Genomic DNA, 16,361 nt, shown 5'->3' with positions numbered 1-16,361 from the left:
CACGGGGCTTTCGGAAACGCGGTGGTCAGGTCGCGGGCCGCCGTGATTTCCTTATCTCAAGCAAGAGGCAACATCATGTCCGATTTCACTCTCAATGCCAGCGTTCGCAACGACCTGGGGAAAGGTGCGAGCCGCCGCCTGCGTCGTGAGAACCTTCAGGTGCCGGCCATCATCTATGGTGGCGAGCAGGCGCCGCAGCCGATCTCCGTCGAGAAGGCCGCCTTCTACAAGGCCATCGAAGACGAAACCTTCTTCTCCTCGGTACTCAACCTGGTCGTCGACGGCAAGAAGCAGCAGGTCGTCGTGCGCGATCTCCAGCGCCACCCGTACAAGCCGCTGGTCACCCACGCCGACTTCCTGCGCGTGGATGCCACCCACGAAATCACCATTCGCGTGCCGCTGCATGTCGTGGGCGAAGAGAAGTCCAAGGGCATCAAGGACGAGGGCGGCGAGCTGCACATCCTCTCCAACGAGATCGAGATCAGCTGCCTGCCCAAGGACCTGCCCGACTTCCTGGAAGTCGACATCGCCGAGGTCACGCTGGGCACTACCCTGCACCTCTCCGACCTCAAGGTCCCGGCCGGTGTGACGCTTGTCGAGCTCTCCCACGGCGCCGATCACGACAACGCCGTGCTGACCATCAGCAAGCCCAAGGTGCGCGGTGAAGATGCCGAAGGCGAGGAAGGTGAAGGCGAGGAAGGCGAAGGCGCGGCCGAATAACCGGCCCTGTCGGGGCCGCCCTGCGGCGGCCCCTTCCCGACCCGACCAAGCGCTACGGCGCTTGTTTTTTTTGGAGACCCCGCATGCCCCAGGTGAAAGCGATCATCGGGCTGGGCAATCCCGGTGACGACTATGCAGAGACCCGTCACAATGCCGGCGCCTGGCTGGTGGAAATCCTGGCACGCCAGGCCGGTACCGAGCTGCGCCCGGAGAAGAAGGTCCTGGGCCTCTATGCCAAGGTAATGCTCGATGGGCACGACCTGCATCTGCTCGAGCCTACGACCTTCATGAACCGCAGCGGTGCCGCCGTGGCGGCCCTGTGTCAGTTCTACAAGATCGCCCCCGACGAACTGCTGGTGGCCCATGACGAGCTGGACATTCCACCCGGCGCAGCCCGCTACAAGCAGGGCGGCGGTCACGGCGGACACAACGGCCTGCGCGATATCATCAGCGCCCTGGGTAACGACAAGAGTTTCCATCGCCTGCGTATCGGCATCGGCCATCCCGGCGACTCACGTCAGGTCACCAATTACGTTCTGGGCCGACCCGGCAAGGCCGAGCTCGGTGCCATCGGCGGCGCCATCGGCGAATGCCTGGCCACCCTGCCGCTGGCCATCAACGGGGAGTGGGCCCGCGCCATGAGCCGGCTGCACAGCTTCAAGGGCTGACCCCGACGCCATTTTCGCCATCACTTTCAGGACATCATCATGGGTTTCAACTGCGGTATCGTCGGCCTGCCCAACGTCGGCAAGTCCACCCTCTTCAACGCCCTGACCAAGTCCGGCATCGATGCCGAGAACTTTCCCTTCTGCACCATCGAGCCCAATGTGGGCATCGTGCCGATGCCGGACCCACGCCTCGATGCGCTGGCCGCCATCGTCAAGCCGCAGAAGGTGTTGCCCACTACCATGGAATTCGTGGATATCGCCGGCCTGGTGGCGGGCGCTTCCAAGGGCGAGGGCCTGGGAAACAAGTTCCTGGCCAATATCCGCGAGACCCAGGCCATCGCCCATGTGGTACGTTGCTTCGACAACGACAACGTCATCCACGTGGCCAACCAGGTCGACCCACGGGCCGATATCGAGATCATCAACATGGAGCTGGCCCTGGCCGACCTCGATACCGTCGAGCGGGCCATCCAGCGTCTGGTACGTGTCGCCAAGGGCGGTGACAAGGAGGCCATCGCCACCAAGGCCATCCTGGAGCGCATCCAGCCCCACCTGGCGGAAGGCCAGCCGCTGCGCAGCTTCGGCCTCGACGATGACGAGCAGCGCCAGCTCAAGAGCTTTGGCTTCCTGACGCTCAAGCCGACCATGTACATCGCCAACGTCAACGAAGACGGCTTCGAGGCCAATCCCTACCTCGACGTGGTGCGTGAGATCGCCGCCGAGGAAGACGCCGTGGTAGTGCCGGTGTGCAACCAGCTGGAGGCGGAGATCGCCGAGCTGGACGACGATGAACGCGCCATGTTCCTCGACGAGATGGGCATGGAGGAGCCGGGGCTCGACCGGGTGATCCGCGCGGGCTACGGCCTGCTCGGCCTGCAGACCTATTTCACCGCCGGGGTGAAGGAAGTCCGCGCCTGGACGGTCAAGGTAGGCGCCACTGCCCCGGAAGCCGCCGGGGTGATCCATACCGACTTCCAGAAGGGTTTCATCCGCGCCGAGGTCATCGCCTATGACGACTTCGTCACCCTCGGCGGCGAGCAGGGCGCCAAGGATGCCGGCAAATGGCGCCTGGAAGGCAAGGAGTACGTGGTCAAGGATGGCGATGTGATCCACTTCCGCTTCAATGTGTAACCACAAACCTTGACCTGCCGGAGGCGAATCCGTAAACTTCGCCTCCGTTGAATGGCTACGTAGCTCAGCTGGTTAGAGCACATCACTCATAATGATGGGGTCCCCTGTTCGAATCAGGGCGTAGCCACCAGATACCGAAAACCCGGCGCCATTGGCGCCGGGTTTTTGTATGGCAAGTATCCTCGACATTTGAGATCCGGGAGCAGGACCGGTGCCTCCCGTACGTCGCTCAGGCCAGCTCTGCGCGATTGCAGAAGGCAACGAGCGCCCGCGTCAGGTATTCCACGTCCTGGGCGCCGGCGGTCTCCCGAATCGAGTGCATGGCCCACTGGGGGACGCCCACGTCCAGCGTCGGCACACCCAGTTCGGTGGCGGTAATCGGCCCGATGGTGCTGCCACAGCCCATGTCGGCGCGGGTAGCAAAAACCTGGACCGGAACCCCGGCCTCGTGGCACAGGTCGCGGAACAGCGCCGAGGTGGCACTGTTCGTGGCATAGCGCTGGTTGGCATTGACCTTGATCACCGGACCGCCGTTCAGGGCCGGCCCATGGGCTGCATCGTGCTTGTCGGTGAAGTTGGGGTGCAGGGCATGGGCGTTGTCGCAGGAGATCATGCGCGAGGCCTGGATCAGCCGGATGAAGCTCTCGTCTTTCCCCTCCCCCGCCCCGCCCACATCGCCGAGCTGGGCATTGATGCGGCGCAGGACATCACCCAGGAAGGGGCCCTGGGCGCCGCAGGCGCTGGCACTGCCAACCTCCTCGTGGTCGTTGGAGACCAGCACGACACCCTGGGCTCCATCCGACTCGAGCAGCGCCTCCAGGCCGATGAAGCAGGAGAGCAGGTTGTCCAGCCGGGCACTGGCGATCAGTTCGCCCCTCACCCCCACCCGCGCCGGAGGCTGGGTATCGAAGAGCGCCAGCTCGAAATCGAGAATCTCCGCGTCCCCGATGTCATGCTGGGCATCGAGCCACTCCAGCAGCAGCCGCGTGAGATCGGCCTTCTCGCCCCCCTGGAGGAAGACCGGCGCCATCTGGGTCTGGGCGTTCAGCGCTCGTCCGTTATTGGCTTCTCGATCCAGATGGATCGCCAGGCTGGGGATCGTCGCCACAGGACGGTCGACATGCAGCAGCAACCCTTCCAGCCGGCCATCGGCCCGGCGCAGATGTACGCGCCCCGCCAGGCCCAGGTCACGGTCGAACCAGGGGGCTAGCAACGCCCCGCCGTAGAGCTCGACACCCAGCTGCAGCCAGCCAGCCATCGATGTCTGGGCAGCATTGGGCTTTAGCCTCAGACCAGGGCTGTCGGTATGGGCACCGATCATGCGCAGGGCGTCGAGCCCCTCCCGGGGTAGCTGTATGGCAACGATGGAGGAGTCGTTGCGGGTAACATAAAATCGCTCCCCGGCCGCCAGCTGCCAGGGGTGTGACTCGTCCAGTCGACGGAAGCCGGCGGCCTCTAGCCGCTCGGCCATGACCGATACGGCGTGCCAAGGGGTCGGCGAGCGCTGCAGAAAGTCGAGCAGACGCTCAATGCGGGCTTCCTGTGACATGAGAATCCTCTTCAGGGGGTCTGTGGTTGACGAGACAACTGCTACAATACCGTGTCGTCCTTTGCAACTCGCAAGCCTTGCGCGTGTCTAGGGAAGGAAGTTTACACGAAACCGGGAGTGCTTCATTGATGAGCCTGCTAGCCGTTATTCGGCACTCAGCCATACTGCTGGCCCTTGTATTGCTTACCAGCAATGTGGCGCTGGCGAAGATTCAGCCCAGCGAAGCCCAGCGTCAAGCAGCGGTAGAGGTGGCCGACTCGCTGCGCTATGGGCACTATGCTGATGCCACCCTTGACGATGAGTGGTCGCGAGTGGCCTTCGAGCGCTATCTCGATGTACTCGATGGACAGCGTGCCTTCCTGCTCGGCAGTGACGTCGATGATTTTCGTCACCTCGAGGAGCGCATCGACGACATGCTCTTCGAGGGGGAGCTGGCCCCCGCCTATGAGCTCTATCAACGCTATCACGATCGCGCCGAGTCGCGCTTCGAGTGGCTGCTGGACAAGATCGACGAGGGCCTCGGCTACACGTATGAGACCGATATGCGCCTCGAGCTCGACCGCAGCGAGGCCCCCTGGGCCGAGAATCAGGAGGAACTGGATGAGCTGTGGCGCAAGCGGCTCAAGAACGCTGCCCTGACCCTCGATATCACCGGCCAGGACGAAGAACAGGTCGAGACCAACCTGCGCCAGCGCTATGAAGGGCAGCTCTCCCGGCTTCGCCAGACCAACGGTGAAGACGTCTTTGGCCTGTTCATGGCCGCAGTGACCAGCAGCATAGATCCCCACACCGAGTACCTATCCCCCCGCCAGGGTGAATCCTTCGACATCCAGATGCGCCTGTCGCTGGAGGGCATCGGCGCCATGCTGCAGTCCGACGGCGAATACGTGAAGGTCTCGAGCCTGGTTCCCGGAGGCCCGGCGGACCGCGCCGGTGTGCTGGAGCCGGCCGACCGCATCATTGGCGTCGGCCAGGAGGATGGCGAAGAGATCGTCAACGTGGTCGGCATGCGCCTGGACGAGGTCGTGGATCTCATCCGTGGGCCCAAGGGCAGCGTGGTGCGCCTGGAGGTGGTGCCGGCAGAAGCCATGGACATGACCCGCTCCCACGAAGTCGAGATCACCCGCGATACGGTCGATCTCGAGGATCAGGCGGCCCAGGGAGAAATCATCGAAGTCGAGCGTGACGACGGCATGAAGCGTATCGGCGTGATCAAGATCCCCACCTTCTATGTCGACTTCGATGCCTGGCAGGCCGGCGAGGAGGAGTTCCGCAGCACCACCCGTGACGTCGCCCGTGAAGTCGAGCGACTCAAGGAGGAAGGTATCGATGGCATCATGCTCGATCTGCGCAACAACGGCGGTGGCGCCCTGCAGGAAGCCAACTCGCTGATCGGCCTGTTCATCGACCGCGGCCCCACCGTTCAGGTGCGCGATGCGCGTGGGCGTATCAGCCTCTATGGCGACACCGAGGCCGGCACGCTCTACGACGGCCCGTTGGCGGTACTGGTGAACCGGCTGTCGGCATCGGCATCGGAAATCTTTGCCGGGGCCATTCAGGACTATGGCCGCGGCCTGGTGCTGGGGAATGCCACCTTCGGCAAGGGTACTGTGCAGACTCTGAGTGACCTCAGCCATGGCCAGATCAAGCTCACCCGAGCCAAGTTCTACCGCATCTCCGGCGAGAGCACCCAGCATCGCGGCGTCGAGCCGGACATACTGTTCCCCAACCTGGTGGATCCCGAGCGGATCGGCGAAAGCAGTCTGGACAACGCGCTGGAGTGGGATACCGTTCAAGAAGTGCAATATCGCCACTACGGCGAACCCTGGGAGTACCTGGAGACCTTGCGCTCACGCCACCGGGAGCGTGCTGACACCCACCCCAACTTCGTCTTTCTGGAGCAGCGCGCCGACATGGCTCGGCGCCTGCGCGAGGAGCACACCAGCGTGAGCCTCGATCGTGAACAGCGCCAGCGTGAAGTCGAGGCGCGGGACGCCGAGCAACTGTCGCTGGAAAACGAGCGCCGTGACGCCCTGGGCCTCGACCTCCTCGAAGAGCTTATCGATGCCCGCGACGAAGACGACGAGGAAGAGCCCGTAGAGCGTGTTCAGGTGACCGAGGCCGCCGCTATTCTCGCCGACTATGCCGAGCTCACTCAGCGCCGCATGGCCTCACGCTTCTGATGTCCTCCCCCTCCGGCCAATGCCGGAGGGGGCCTACCCTTGAAGCACCTGGCAGATTCGAGCTGACATTTGTGCTGCCGTTCAGTCGCCCGCAGCCTGGTCGGAGCTCCACGCCCGGACCATCATGCTGGCCATGCGGCGACAGGGCGAGAGATGTCTCGCTGGCAATGCCTCAACGTAGAGGGGTGAACGCCGAACGCCTCGGGCAAGGTGATGCCGAGCTGATCGGCAAGCAGGCCCACTATCGCCATGTGATGAATGGTGTGGCTGGTCAGGAAAGCGAGTTCGCGCGCCAGGCTGGTATCCAGCACCTGCACGCCACTGCCTAGGGGATAATTCAGGCTCAAGCAGCCAGTTGGACAGTGCCCAACCAGGGCGATCAGCTCAGCCTTGATGTCAGTCAGGCGATCAACGGCCTGTTGCGGCCACTGCTCCAGACGCTCATCCCGAGGACGATCTTCGTAGTCGATCACATCATCGTCCAGGCTGCTCAGCAAGGCATTATAGTGATCGATGATGTGTCGTATGTGCTTGCCCAGCGTATGGCGACCATCGTGACCAAAGTTGTGCCGGTACTGCTCCGGCGTGAGGGCATCAAGGAATTCCTCCAACTGTGACAATGCCAGGAGGTTCTCTTCAATGAGACCCGCCTGGGGAGGATATGCCTGATTTATTATAGATGACATGGCGGTTTACCTGTTGATCGCAAGTGAGAAAACCGGGGCCGGCGCCAGGGTTGCCGGCCCGACCACCCACTCAGGGATTTAACGTTCCATTAGCCCTCCGCTTCTGCTTCGGCCTCAGCTTCACCTTCCGCTTCTCCCTCAGCTTCGCCTTCTGCCTCCCCCTCGGCTTCCGCTTCGCCTTCGGCATGGGCTTCTGCCAGCATCAGAGGCGCTTCCACGCCACTGGTGTAGGTAGGCTCCGTTGATGATTCGCTGGCCACGGCCTGAAAGGCGGCACCACTGGCTACCAGCACCAGTGCCGGGGCTGCATAACCCAGCTGCTTGCTGAGCCTTCCCAGCAGGCTTCGGCGCTTCTCGTCTTGCAATGTCATGATGATGACCTCCGTAGTGTCATGAAGAGACATGCGATGGCATGTCATCGTGCAGAGAAGTCAGCCCTTACGGCTGGCTTCTTATCGGCGCCACCCTCTGCCGATGGCGCCTCGACTGCTCCCTTATTGGTGTGCCGTGATGACTCTGTCGGCGCTTGCTTCCAGTCCTTACAGCGTTCTTCGTCGAAAGATGAACTTCACCAGGCTTGATTTATGTACCGATTGGTTCTAAATTCAAGGCATGACACGTGGACGCCCCATCGCATTCAGCCCCGACGAGGCCGCGAGCGCCGCCATGCAGGTCTTCTGGGCCAGAGGCTACGACAGTGCTTCGACCCGCGACCTGCTGGAGGCGATGAAAATATCGCGCAGCAGCCTGTACCAGGCCTTCGGCAACAAGGAACAGCTGTTTCTCGAGGCGCTGCGCCGCTATCGCGGCAATCTGATCGATCGACTCAACCACCGGCTGGAAGCGTCGCCCTCAGCCTTGGGTTTTCTTCGGGAGCTGTTCGTGGAGACAGCCCAGGAGTCCGGCAGCGAGCGAGCTGCCCTGGGATGCCTGATCTTCAATTCCGCCAGTGAGCTTGGCCAACGTGGCGACATCGCAGCCATCGAGGCCAGGCTCAGCGTCCAAGCCATCACTGCCCTGTTCCACGAGGCCGTCGTTCGGTCACAGGCCGAAGGCGATATCGCCTCAGATCGTGACGCACTGGCGCTCGCAACCTATCTCACGCTGGGCATGGCCGGCCTGCGCACCTTGCTCAAGTCCGGCGCCGCACCCGCACAGACTGAAGCCGCGGCCGAGTTGCTGCTCGGCACATTGCGCTGAACGATCGAGGTGATTTTTTACGACATATATGGACCGATCAGTCCATATATAAACCGACACCCCACGGTGTCCCCTTACGCTATTGAAAGGAATACAGGAGAGTCATCATGACTGCCGACTATCGACTACAACTCCCCCCGCAGACACTCGAAAATGCCGATGCCAAGGCACGGCCACTGCTCGAGAAGGCCAACGCCAAGCTGGGGTTCGTGCCCAACATGTACAAGGGCATGGCCAAGGCGCCCGGCGTACTTGACACCTACCTGCACGGCTATGAACTTTTCCGAGAGGATTCCGGATTCACCCCCCCGGAGCAGGAAGTGGTATTCCTGACCATCAGTCAACTCAACGGCTGCAGCTACTGCATGTCCGCCCACAGCATGCTGGCAGAGAAAATGTCTCAGGTGCCTGGCGATGTGCTCGAGGCGATCCGTGAGGATCGGGAGATTCCCGACTCTCGCCTGGCCGCGCTTAGCGAATTCACCGGCGTCATGTTCGACACCCGCGGCATGCCGAACCGTGAAGACGTCACGGCATTCCTTGATGCCGGCTTCGAGGAGCAGCATGTGCTGCAAATCGTGCTGGCGCTGGCCGTGAAGACGCTGTCCAACTATTCCAACCACCTCAATCACCCGGAGCTCGACGAGGCTTTCGCTGGCCACGCCTGGAAGAAGTGAGTCTCCGCCCCGACATGCACTGTCGGGGCGATACTCACCGAAATCGCGATAGTGCATGGATCATGCGCTGTGGAAACACTGAACAAATCGACGAGCGAGATGAAGCACAAGGCGCACGGAGCGCAGGAACCGGAGCATATGGGGTATATGTGAGGATTCCGAGCACCGCGCAACGCAGCGATTCGCTCGCGCAGGCATTTGTGCAGTGCTTCCCTGTCGCTTATTGCCGAGCATGCTGTACTAGACGGCATTCGGTCTTATTGAACCTTTGCCGCTCCCTGGCCGAGAGCATAGGCTCACGATAAACCCGACAGACGAGGTCAAGCTCATGTTACGCGCTCTCGTACTCGCCTTCAGTGCGCTGTGGTTATCGGCGCAGGTCCAGGCCGCGGAGATTTCCCCACTGGTCGAGGCCGAGTGGCTCGACCCGCACCTGAATGACGAGAACCTGGTCGTCCTTGATGTACGCTCCTCCATCGATGGTGGCGGCGACCGCCAAAGCTTCGAGGCCGCCCCCATCCCCGGCAGCCGCTACAGCAGCTACACCGACGATGGCTGGCGCGAAGAGCGTGACGACGTAGCGGGCCTGCTGCCGGAGATCGAACCTCTGCAGGAATTGATCGGAAGCCTCGGTATCGACAATGATACGACGGTCGTGATCGTCCCCGCCGGGACCGGACCCACGGATTTCGGCAGCGCGGCACGCATCTACTGGACCTTCAAGATTCTAGGCCATGACGAAGTCGCCATTCTCGATGGAGGCTTCGCCGGCTGGCAGCAACAGGGCTTCGACGTCGCCAGCGGCTCCGTTCCCGCCACTGAAGCCAAACAGTTTCATGCCACCCTGCGCAAGGAGCTGATCGCCACGACCGAGCAGGTTGAGCAGGCACGTCAATCCCAGACCCAACTGGTCGATGCCCGTCCATCGGACTACTTCACCGGCGAAACGATATCACCGGCCGTGAGAACTGCCGGGACTATACCCGGCGCCAGGAGCCTGCCCTATCACAGCAACTTCGGCGACCGTGCGGGCGCCTATTACCTGGACCGGGAAGGTCTCTCCTCACGCATCAACACTGCCGAGCTGGATCGCAATGCTCACACCATCACCTTCTGCAATACCGGACACTGGGCGGCAACGGACTGGTTTGTGCTCAGCGAGGTCGCCGGATTCGACAACGTCGCGATGTATGACGGCTCCATGGCCGCATGGACGATAAGTGACTCGCGCCCCGTGCAACTCGCCCGGCGGGGGCTGGAGCGTCTTCAGGAGGCTCTCGATTGAAAGCGGTGGGTCAGCGCCAGACGCCTTTGGTGCCGGCCCGATGCGTCGCTCCTGGCAAGGAGACACAGCTCATTCGCGCTCCATCGAGAGAAGGAACGGGGCGGCTCAAACGTAGAGATGGGGTGAAGCAGGCCGGAGATGAGGCCTTATGGCTCCCGGAGCAGGACTCGAACCTGCGACCCAGTGATTAACAGTCACTTGCTCTACCAACTGAGCTATCCGGGATCGGTCTTGATGACAACAAGGCAGGATATGCTGACGCCATGCAAGAGCTGATGGCCTTCAACAAGCTGATGACCTTCAACAAGCTGATGGCTCTCGTCAAAGCGCTGATGGCTCTCAACAACAGCTGATGGCTTTCAACAGAAGCTGATGGCTCCTCGAGCAGGACTCGAACCTGCGACCCAGTGATTAACAGTCACTTGCTCTACCAACTGAGCTATCGAGGAATGGCGCTTCAATCAGATGCTAGTACGATCAGCACGCGTTCATTGGCTCCCCGAGCAGGACTCGAACCTGCGACCCAATGATTAACAGTCATTTGCTCTACCAACTGAGCTATCGGGGAATGGCCCTGAACACGGTGCGTAGTATACGGATCGCTTCGATCAGGTCAAGGGCGGATTCCCCGCCCCGGCCGCTTCTATGCACAACGAAAGGCGCCCGCACGAGCTTTTCGTGCGGGCGCCTTCAGGTATTCTGGTGGCTACGCCCTGATTCGAACAGGGGACCCCATCATTATGAGTGATGTGCTCTAACCAGCTGAGCTACGTAGCCTTTCGGTGCCGAGCCAATACCATTGCCCGGTCAACGGGGCGAAATTATGCCCGAAGCATGTCACGGTGGCAAGCTGGGGTTGTCGCTTATCTTTTATTGATTGAACGTTCAATAAAAAAATGGCATGCTGCAAGACATGCTTAATAGTGCCGCCAGCGACCGACGACACCGTCGTCACCGGTGGCAGTCGTCACCATGATACAAGGAGTGCCTGATGCCCAAGGTTGGAATGGAGCCCATTCGGCGTCAGCAGTTGATCCAGGCCACCATGGCGGCCATCGACGAGGTCGGCCTTGCCGATGCGACAGTCATCCGCATCGCCGGGCATGCCGGTGTCTCCGCCGGGATCATCAGCCATTACTTCGGCGGCAAGGACGGGCTGCTGGAAGCCACCATGCGACAGATCCTCACCGATCTGGGCGATGCCGTCGCCGCTCGCCGTCGAGCCCTGGGCGATGCGTCGCCCCGCGCGCACATCGGGGCAATCATCGACGGCAACTTCGACCGCAGCCAGGTCTCCGGCCCGGTGGCCAAGACCTGGCTGGCATTCTGGGCCAGCAGCATGCACAAGCCCCAGTTGCAGCGCCTGCAGCAGGTCAACGATCGACGCCTCTACTCCAACCTCTGCAGCCAGTTCCGCCGCCTCATGCCCCGAGCCAAGGCTCGCCAGGCCGCGCATGGCCTGGCAGCGACAATCGACGGTCTCTGGCTACGCGGCGCCCTGACGCCGGAAGGGCTGGATGCCGACGGTGCACGACGCCTGGCCCATGACTACCTCAATCAGCTGTTGGCCAACTACGAGTCCACACCCGTTTCCTGACAGGAGCAACCATGGCAAGCCTCGAAACCGAAACACTCTATATCGACGGCCGCCGGGTGGAAGCCACTTCCGGCGAGACCTTCGACGTCCACAACCCCTATGACGGCAGCCTCCTCGCCAGGGTGCAGCAGGCTTCACAAGCCGATGTGGACAACGCCGTCGCCGCGGCTCGCAGGGGCCAGCGCGTCTGGGCGGCCATGACCGGCATGGAGCGCGGACGCATCCTGAACCGTGCGGTCGCCTTGCTACGCGAGCGTAATGACGAGATCGCCGAGCTGGAGACACGCAATACCGGCAAGCCGATCAGCGAAACCGCCGCCGTGGATATCGTGACCGGTGCCGATGTCATCGAATATTATGCCGGCCTGGCCCCCGCCATCGAGGGCAGCCAGCTTCCCCTTCGCGAGTCGTCCTTCGTCTATACCCGCCGCGAGCCGCTAGGTGTGATCGGCGCCATCGCGGCCTGGAACTACCCCATCCAGATCGCCTGCTGGAAGGCCGCCCCGGCGCTGGCCGCGGGCAACGCCGTGGTGCTCAAGCCCAGCGAAGTCACGCCACTGACTGCCATGAAGCTGGCCGAGATATTCACCGAGGCCGGGCTGCCGGATGGCGTCTTCAATATTGTCCAGGGCGACGGACGCGTGGGACAGATGCTGACTGGGCACCCCGGCATCGACAAGGTGTCCTTCACCGGCGAAGTGGGCACCGGCAAGAAGGTGATGGCTGCCGCCGGGGGCTCCTCGCTCAAGGATGTGACCATGGAGCTCGGCGGCAAGTCGCCGCTGATCGTCTTTGCCGACGCCGACCTGGACCGCGCCGCCGATGCGGCGATGATGGCCAACTTCTATTCCAGTGGCCAGATCTGTACCAATGGCACTCGCGTCTTCGTCCATGGCTCCGTGAAGGAGGCCTTCGAGGAGAAGATCACCGAGCGCGTGGCCCGTATCAGGGCCGGCGACCCGCTCGACCCCGAGACCAATTTCGGCCCCCTGGTGAGCTATGGCCATCAGGAGAAGGTGCTCTCCTACATCGAGCTGGGCAAGCAGGAGGGTGCCCGGCTACTGATCGGCGGTGAGCCGATGGCAGAGGGCGCCTTCGCCAAGGGCGCATGGGCCGCGCCCACCGTTTTCACAGATTGCAGTGACGAGATGCGCATCGTGCGACAGGAGATCTTCGGCCCGGTGATGGCGATACTCGCCTTCGATGACGACGAGGAGCTCATCCGGCGCGCCAACGACACCCACTACGGGCTGGCCGCGGGCGTTTTCACCGAGAGCCTCGCCCGGGCGCACCGCACCATCCACCGCCTTGAAGCCGGCATCTGCTGGATCAACACCTGGGGCGAGTCGCCGGCCGAGATGCCGGTGGGCGGCTACAAGCAGTCCGGTGTGGGCCGCGAGAATGGCATCGAGACCCTGGCCCACTACACCCAGACCAAATCGGTGCAGGTGGAGATGGGGCCCTTCGAGTCGGTCTTCTAAGCCACAGATCTCGAGCTACAGGCCGTGTGTATGCTGCGGCCAGCAAGATGAGCGGCGCCGGGGACAGGTCGTAGAGGGGGTCCGATGCCAGGGATGGCATCGGTAGCGTCCAAGGAAGGATTCACAGCGCCTCCTCGATGGTCCGGCGCTCCGGGGCTTGTCGACGGGTCAGTCCCGAGCCCCCCGTTAGCAGGCCCGCTTCCGTGGCGTTATCAGTGAGAAAGGTTATGTCCCAGATTCGCGAATTCGACTACATCATCATCGGCGCCGGCTCGGCCGGCAACGTGCTTGCCGCCCGGCTTACGGAAGACCCCGAGGTCAGCGTACTGCTGCTGGAAGCCGGCGGCCCCGACTACCGTCTCGACTTCCGCACCCAGATGCCGGCGGCACTGGCCTACCCGCTGCAGGGCAAGCGCTACAACTGGGCCTTCGAGACCGACCCCGAGCAGCATANCCCTAGCTTGAGTGCCGAGTCGGCGTTCTTCGACATGAACACCTGCTCGATGGCGAACTCCCCGGGCCTGTGCAGCGCAATCAGCTCGCTGATGCCGGCATAGGCCTGGGCGAGACGCTGGGCCAGGTCGTCGCCCTGCATGGCCCGACCGGCAATGCCGACCAAGGGCGCCGTCTCGTGCTGAATGAACTGCGGCTGCGCGCCCTGGACTTGCACGACGATCCAGCACTGGAAGTCCTGGATCTGCGCGGCTGTGGTCGGCAGCACTACCTGCACCTGCAGCTCGACCGCCTGCCCCACCTGCGCGAGATCTATCTGCCGTGCCTGGCGGAGGGTGCCATCCTCCATCTCTTCAACTTGGATGTGCCGGCGTCCCTGACGGTCCATGGTCGTGTTCGCGAGATCGATGCGGACTGGCAGAAGGGCACGCTGCGTCTTACGCATCGGCAGCGGAGCTGGGAGGGGGTGCAACTTCTGGGGCATGACGCCAAGCCGGACGACCTTGTCGATCCGCCACTGGCGTTCCCTCTGAACGTCGTGCTGAGTTCGGAACTGCTCCAGGCGGCGACCATGGATGGTGCACTATGCCTGTCAGGGCAGGGGGAGTGGATGGACGGCTTCCAGCCTCTGCGCATGGGCCAGCGGCTGTGGATCGTGCCGAGCTGGCACCAGCCGCCAGACCCCGATGCGGTCAACCTGCATCTCGACCCGGGGCTCGCCTTCGGCACCGGCACCCACCCCACCACGGCACTCTGCCTGGAGTGGCTGGACGGCCTGAGCCTGACAGGCGAGCTAGATGAACGAGCCGTACTCGACATCGGCTGCGGCTCGGGCATTCTGGCCATCGCCGCGCTCAAGCTCGGCGCAGGACAGGCCATCGGCACCGATATCGATCCCCAGGCGCTACAGGCCAGCCGGGACAATGCCGCCCGCAACGCGATTGCCGATGAAGACCTCCGCCTCTGCTATCCCGAGGAACTGGCAGAGTCCGGCACGGCAACGACCTTTCCCGTGGTGATCGCCAATATTCTCGCCGGGCCGCTGATCGACATGGCAGCGACCGTTGCCGGACACGTGGCTCCGGCCGGCCGGCTGGTGCTCTCGGGCATCCTCGAGAGCCAAGCCGGCGAGGTCCTCGAGGCCTACCGGGAACAGGGCCTGGTCATGGACGAACCGGAGATTCGCGAAGGATGGGTGCGCCTGAGCGGACAACGACCGATCTGAAGCGGAACACCACCTATTGCCGCCTTCACCATACGACGACGGGGGCGTATGATATGCAGCCCCCAAGCCATTAGACTGCACCATGCCTGATAGCCGCCCCCTGCCACAGATCGGCCGACATCGCCTACCCAACCGGGTGGTCCTAGCCCCCATGGCCGGTGTGACCGACCGCCCCTTTCGACAGCTCTGCCGTCGACTGGGTGCTGGCCTAGTGGTAGGCGAAATGGTGACTTCGGATCCCTCGCTATGGCACACCCGCAAGTCTCGCCAGCGCATGGACCACCGCGGAGAGCCAGGCCCTCGCACGGTGCAGATTGCCGGTGGCGATGCGGCGATGCTCGCCGAAGCGGCTCGCCTTAACGCCGCTCAGGGGGCAGAGATCATCGATATCAACATGGGCTGTCCGGCGAAGAAGGTGTGCAACAAGGCCGCCGGCTCCGCACTCCTGCGCGATGAAGCCCTGGTGGCCGAGATTCTCGAGGCAGTGGTCGCCGCGGTGGACGTTCCGGTGACGCTCAAGATCCGCACTGGCTGGTGCGCCGACAGCAACAACGGGCTCCGCGTGGCCCGGCTCGCCGAATCGGCCGGTATCCAGGCGCTGGCGGTCCATGGCCGTCATCGTCAGCAGCGCTACAGCGGCCAGGCCGAGTACAATACCATCGCCGACATCAAGTCAAGGGTGAATATTCCCGTGTTCGCCAACGGTGATATCGACTCGCCGGAGAAGGCTGCCTTCGTTCTCGACTATACTGGAGCGGATGCGGTGATGGTCGGTCGCGGCGCCCAGGGCAACCCTTGGATATTCCGCGAGATTGACCATTACCTTCGCCATGGACAGGCACTGCCCCCACCCACGGAGCGCGAGCGCGCCGACGTATTGCTAGATCATCTGTCGGCCCTGCACGCCTTTTACGGGGAGACAATGGGGGTGCGCATCGCGCGCAAACACCTCGGCTGGTACCTCGCATCGGATCATCGACTCGGCGAGGGTCGGCAGCGCGAACTACGCGCTGCCTTCAATGTCCTTCAGCATCCAGCCGAGCAATATGACTTCATCGACGACCTCTTTTGCCCTGGGAGCGGCCCAGCCTCCTCCAGGGCAGCGAATGGAATCAGTGCCGCATGAATCGTGAAGCCTTCAACCGGAACCCCAACCTGTCGGAAATCGACATCGGTCCTTGCACCGAAGTGGCCGGCCTCGACACGCCGTCCTCGCCGGCAGCGTCGGTAGAACAGCCACTGCGTGAGGCCGTGGATTGCGCCATGCGACGTTACTTCGATCACCTCGATGGCGGTACTGCGACCGACCTCTATGCCATGGTGATGGCCGAGGTCGAAGCCCCGCTGATGGCTGCCGTATTGGACTATACCCAGGGCAATCAGACTCGCGCCGCCGAAATCCTCGGGCTCAACCGAGGCACGCTGCGAAAGAAGCTCAAGCAGCATGACCTGATCTGAATTGGCTGGCCCTTGGCCGCCCGGTAGTACCTACTACTTCCCCCCACC

16 protein-coding genes, 5 tRNA genes and 1 pseudogene are annotated in these 16,361 nt (G+C 62.8%); 14 read left to right on the top strand and 8 right to left on the bottom strand.

The window, feature by feature from the left end:
- Positions 1-75 precede the first annotated feature (75 nt).
- The 4 genes from LOKO_RS06115 (at position 76) to LOKO_RS06100 (ending at position 2,649) form a co-directional block, all read left to right on the top strand.
- Positions 76-720 (top strand): 50S ribosomal protein L25/general stress protein Ctc, encoded by a 645-nt coding sequence (locus LOKO_RS06115; RefSeq protein WP_066446377.1) that lies wholly within the window; start codon positions 76-78, stop codon positions 718-720.
- A gap of 83 nt (positions 721-803) precedes the next feature.
- Positions 804-1,388 carry an aminoacyl-tRNA hydrolase gene (gene pth, locus LOKO_RS06110; RefSeq protein ID WP_066446375.1) on the top strand — a complete coding sequence of 195 codons (585 nt, stop codon included), beginning with the start codon at positions 804-806 and terminating at the stop codon, positions 1,386-1,388.
- Between the two features lie 39 nt (positions 1,389-1,427).
- Entirely contained in the window at positions 1,428-2,519 is a 1,092-nt protein-coding gene (gene ychF / locus LOKO_RS06105) for a redox-regulated ATPase YchF (RefSeq protein ID WP_066446373.1), read from the top strand.
- Positions 2,520-2,572: 53 nt separating this feature from the next.
- Positions 2,573-2,649 (top strand) — tRNA-Met (locus tag LOKO_RS06100).
- Between the two features lie 99 nt (positions 2,650-2,748).
- Here the strand turns inward: LOKO_RS06100 and LOKO_RS06095 are convergent.
- Positions 2,749-4,068, bottom strand: a complete 1,320-nt coding sequence (locus LOKO_RS06095; protein ID WP_066446372.1) for a M18 family aminopeptidase — start codon at positions 4,066-4,068, stop codon at positions 2,749-2,751.
- Between the two features lie 128 nt (positions 4,069-4,196).
- On the opposite strand from LOKO_RS06095, the gene LOKO_RS06090 reads away from it, so the two are divergent.
- Entirely contained in the window at positions 4,197-6,251 is a 2,055-nt protein-coding gene (locus tag LOKO_RS06090) for a carboxy terminal-processing peptidase (protein ID WP_066446369.1), read from the top strand.
- A 122-nt stretch (positions 6,252-6,373) separates the two neighbouring features.
- Here LOKO_RS06090 and LOKO_RS06085 read toward each other — a convergent pair whose 3' ends face one another.
- Together LOKO_RS06085 and LOKO_RS19620 are read right to left on the bottom strand one after the other, a co-directional pair.
- Positions 6,374-6,937, bottom strand: a complete 564-nt coding sequence (locus LOKO_RS06085; RefSeq protein ID WP_083517452.1) for a DinB family protein — start codon at positions 6,935-6,937, stop codon at positions 6,374-6,376.
- An 89-nt stretch (positions 6,938-7,026) separates the two neighbouring features.
- Positions 7,027-7,308 carry a hypothetical protein gene (locus LOKO_RS19620; protein ID WP_158509928.1) on the bottom strand — a complete coding sequence of 94 codons (282 nt, stop codon included), beginning with the start codon at positions 7,306-7,308 and terminating at the stop codon, positions 7,027-7,029.
- Between the two features lie 241 nt (positions 7,309-7,549).
- Between LOKO_RS19620 and LOKO_RS06075 the strand changes: the two genes are divergently transcribed.
- The 3 genes from LOKO_RS06075 (at position 7,550) to LOKO_RS06065 (ending at position 10,099) form a co-directional block, all read left to right on the top strand.
- The gene (locus LOKO_RS06075; RefSeq protein ID WP_066446367.1) at positions 7,550-8,137 is read left to right on the top strand and encodes a TetR/AcrR family transcriptional regulator; all 588 of its coding nucleotides are present in this window, start codon (positions 7,550-7,552) and stop codon (positions 8,135-8,137) included.
- A gap of 107 nt (positions 8,138-8,244) precedes the next feature.
- Positions 8,245-8,814, top strand: coding sequence for a carboxymuconolactone decarboxylase family protein (locus LOKO_RS06070; RefSeq protein ID WP_066446366.1), 570 nt, complete (start codon positions 8,245-8,247; stop codon positions 8,812-8,814).
- A gap of 328 nt (positions 8,815-9,142) precedes the next feature.
- Positions 9,143-10,099, top strand: a complete 957-nt coding sequence (locus tag LOKO_RS06065; RefSeq protein WP_066446354.1) for a sulfurtransferase — start codon at positions 9,143-9,145, stop codon at positions 10,097-10,099.
- 149 nt (positions 10,100-10,248) lie between these two features.
- On the opposite strand, the gene LOKO_RS06060 is transcribed toward LOKO_RS06065, so the two are convergent.
- The 4 genes from LOKO_RS06060 to LOKO_RS06045 all read right to left on the bottom strand — a co-directional run bounded on the left by LOKO_RS06060 (position 10,249) and on the right by LOKO_RS06045 (position 10,876).
- A tRNA-Asn gene (locus LOKO_RS06060) sits at positions 10,249-10,324 on the bottom strand.
- A gap of 148 nt (positions 10,325-10,472) precedes the next feature.
- Positions 10,473-10,548 (bottom strand) — tRNA-Asn (locus LOKO_RS06055).
- A 43-nt stretch (positions 10,549-10,591) separates the two neighbouring features.
- A tRNA-Asn gene (locus LOKO_RS06050) sits at positions 10,592-10,667 on the bottom strand.
- Between the two features lie 132 nt (positions 10,668-10,799).
- Positions 10,800-10,876 (bottom strand) — tRNA-Met (locus tag LOKO_RS06045).
- A 214-nt stretch (positions 10,877-11,090) separates the two neighbouring features.
- On the opposite strand from LOKO_RS06045, the gene betI reads away from it, so the two are divergent.
- The 3 genes and pseudogenes from betI to LOKO_RS06030 all read left to right on the top strand — a co-directional run.
- A complete protein-coding gene (gene betI, locus LOKO_RS06040) occupies positions 11,091-11,696 on the top strand; it encodes a transcriptional regulator BetI (protein WP_201025362.1) in 606 nt (201 codons plus the stop codon).
- Positions 11,697-11,707: 11 nt separating this feature from the next.
- Positions 11,708-13,177 (top strand): betaine-aldehyde dehydrogenase, encoded by a 1,470-nt coding sequence (betB, locus tag LOKO_RS06035; protein WP_066446352.1) that lies wholly within the window; start codon positions 11,708-11,710, stop codon positions 13,175-13,177.
- Positions 13,178-13,404: 227 nt separating this feature from the next.
- Positions 13,405-13,629, top strand: a pseudogene (locus LOKO_RS06030) (choline dehydrogenase); the annotation flags it as partial.
- On the opposite strand, the gene LOKO_RS18635 reads toward LOKO_RS06030, so the two are convergent.
- Positions 13,593-13,772, bottom strand: a complete 180-nt coding sequence (locus LOKO_RS18635) for a crossover junction endodeoxyribonuclease RuvC (protein WP_235588949.1) — start codon at positions 13,770-13,772, stop codon at positions 13,593-13,595. The pseudogene LOKO_RS06030 and the gene LOKO_RS18635 overlap by 37 nt on opposite strands.
- Here LOKO_RS18635 and prmA point away from each other — a divergent pair.
- The 3 genes from prmA to fis all read left to right on the top strand — a co-directional run bounded on the left by prmA (position 13,701) and on the right by fis (position 16,313).
- On the top strand, positions 13,701-14,855 hold the full coding sequence (gene prmA / locus LOKO_RS20090; protein WP_235588948.1) for a 50S ribosomal protein L11 methyltransferase: 1,155 nt from the start codon (positions 13,701-13,703) through the stop codon (positions 14,853-14,855). The genes LOKO_RS18635 and prmA overlap by 72 nt on opposite strands.
- An 82-nt stretch (positions 14,856-14,937) precedes the next feature.
- Complete coding sequence (dusB, locus tag LOKO_RS06020; RefSeq protein WP_083517451.1) at positions 14,938-15,981, top strand: tRNA dihydrouridine synthase DusB; 1,044 nt, start codon at positions 14,938-14,940, stop codon at positions 15,979-15,981.
- Positions 15,978-16,313: a DNA-binding transcriptional regulator Fis gene (fis, locus tag LOKO_RS06015; RefSeq protein WP_144439617.1), complete on the top strand. Its 336-nt coding sequence runs from the start codon at positions 15,978-15,980 to the stop codon at positions 16,311-16,313. Before dusB ends, fis begins: the two co-directional genes overlap by 4 nt.
- Positions 16,314-16,361: the final 48 nt, after the last annotated feature.

Origin of the sequence: Halomonas chromatireducens, assembly GCF_001545155.1 — a bacterium.
GTDB classification, from domain to species: domain Bacteria; phylum Pseudomonadota; class Gammaproteobacteria; order Pseudomonadales; family Halomonadaceae; genus Halomonas; species Halomonas chromatireducens.
The sequence above is the reverse complement of the archived record's forward strand: the minus strand, read 5'-3'. Positions and strand labels throughout refer to the sequence as shown.

Excerpts from the sequence above, each read along its gene's own strand:
- LOKO_RS06115 (WP_066446377.1), top strand. The coding sequence starts at position 76 with ATGTCCGATTTCACTCTCAATGCCAGCGTTCGCAACGACCTGGGGAAA.
- pth (WP_066446375.1), top strand. The coding sequence starts at position 804 with ATGCCCCAGGTGAAAGCGATCATCGGGCTGGGCAATCCCGGTGACGAC.
- ychF (WP_066446373.1), top strand. The coding sequence starts at position 1,428 with ATGGGTTTCAACTGCGGTATCGTCGGCCTGCCCAACGTCGGCAAGTCC.
- LOKO_RS06095 (WP_066446372.1), bottom strand. The coding sequence starts at position 4,068 with ATGTCACAGGAAGCCCGCATTGAGCGTCTGCTCGACTTTCTGCAGCGC.
- LOKO_RS06090 (WP_066446369.1), top strand. The coding sequence starts at position 4,197 with ATGAGCCTGCTAGCCGTTATTCGGCACTCAGCCATACTGCTGGCCCTT.
- LOKO_RS06085 (WP_083517452.1), bottom strand. The coding sequence starts at position 6,937 with ATGTCATCTATAATAAATCAGGCATATCCTCCCCAGGCGGGTCTCATT.
- LOKO_RS19620 (WP_158509928.1), bottom strand. The coding sequence starts at position 7,308 with ATGACATTGCAAGACGAGAAGCGCCGAAGCCTGCTGGGAAGGCTCAGC.
- LOKO_RS06075 (WP_066446367.1), top strand. The coding sequence starts at position 7,550 with ATGACACGTGGACGCCCCATCGCATTCAGCCCCGACGAGGCCGCGAGC.
- LOKO_RS06070 (WP_066446366.1), top strand. The coding sequence starts at position 8,245 with ATGACTGCCGACTATCGACTACAACTCCCCCCGCAGACACTCGAAAAT.
- LOKO_RS06065 (WP_066446354.1), top strand. The coding sequence starts at position 9,143 with ATGTTACGCGCTCTCGTACTCGCCTTCAGTGCGCTGTGGTTATCGGCG.
- betI (WP_201025362.1), top strand. The coding sequence starts at position 11,091 with ATGCCCAAGGTTGGAATGGAGCCCATTCGGCGTCAGCAGTTGATCCAG.
- betB (WP_066446352.1), top strand. The coding sequence starts at position 11,708 with ATGGCAAGCCTCGAAACCGAAACACTCTATATCGACGGCCGCCGGGTG.
- dusB (WP_083517451.1), top strand. The coding sequence starts at position 14,938 with ATGCCTGATAGCCGCCCCCTGCCACAGATCGGCCGACATCGCCTACCC.
- fis (WP_144439617.1), top strand. The coding sequence starts at position 15,978 with ATGAATCGTGAAGCCTTCAACCGGAACCCCAACCTGTCGGAAATCGAC.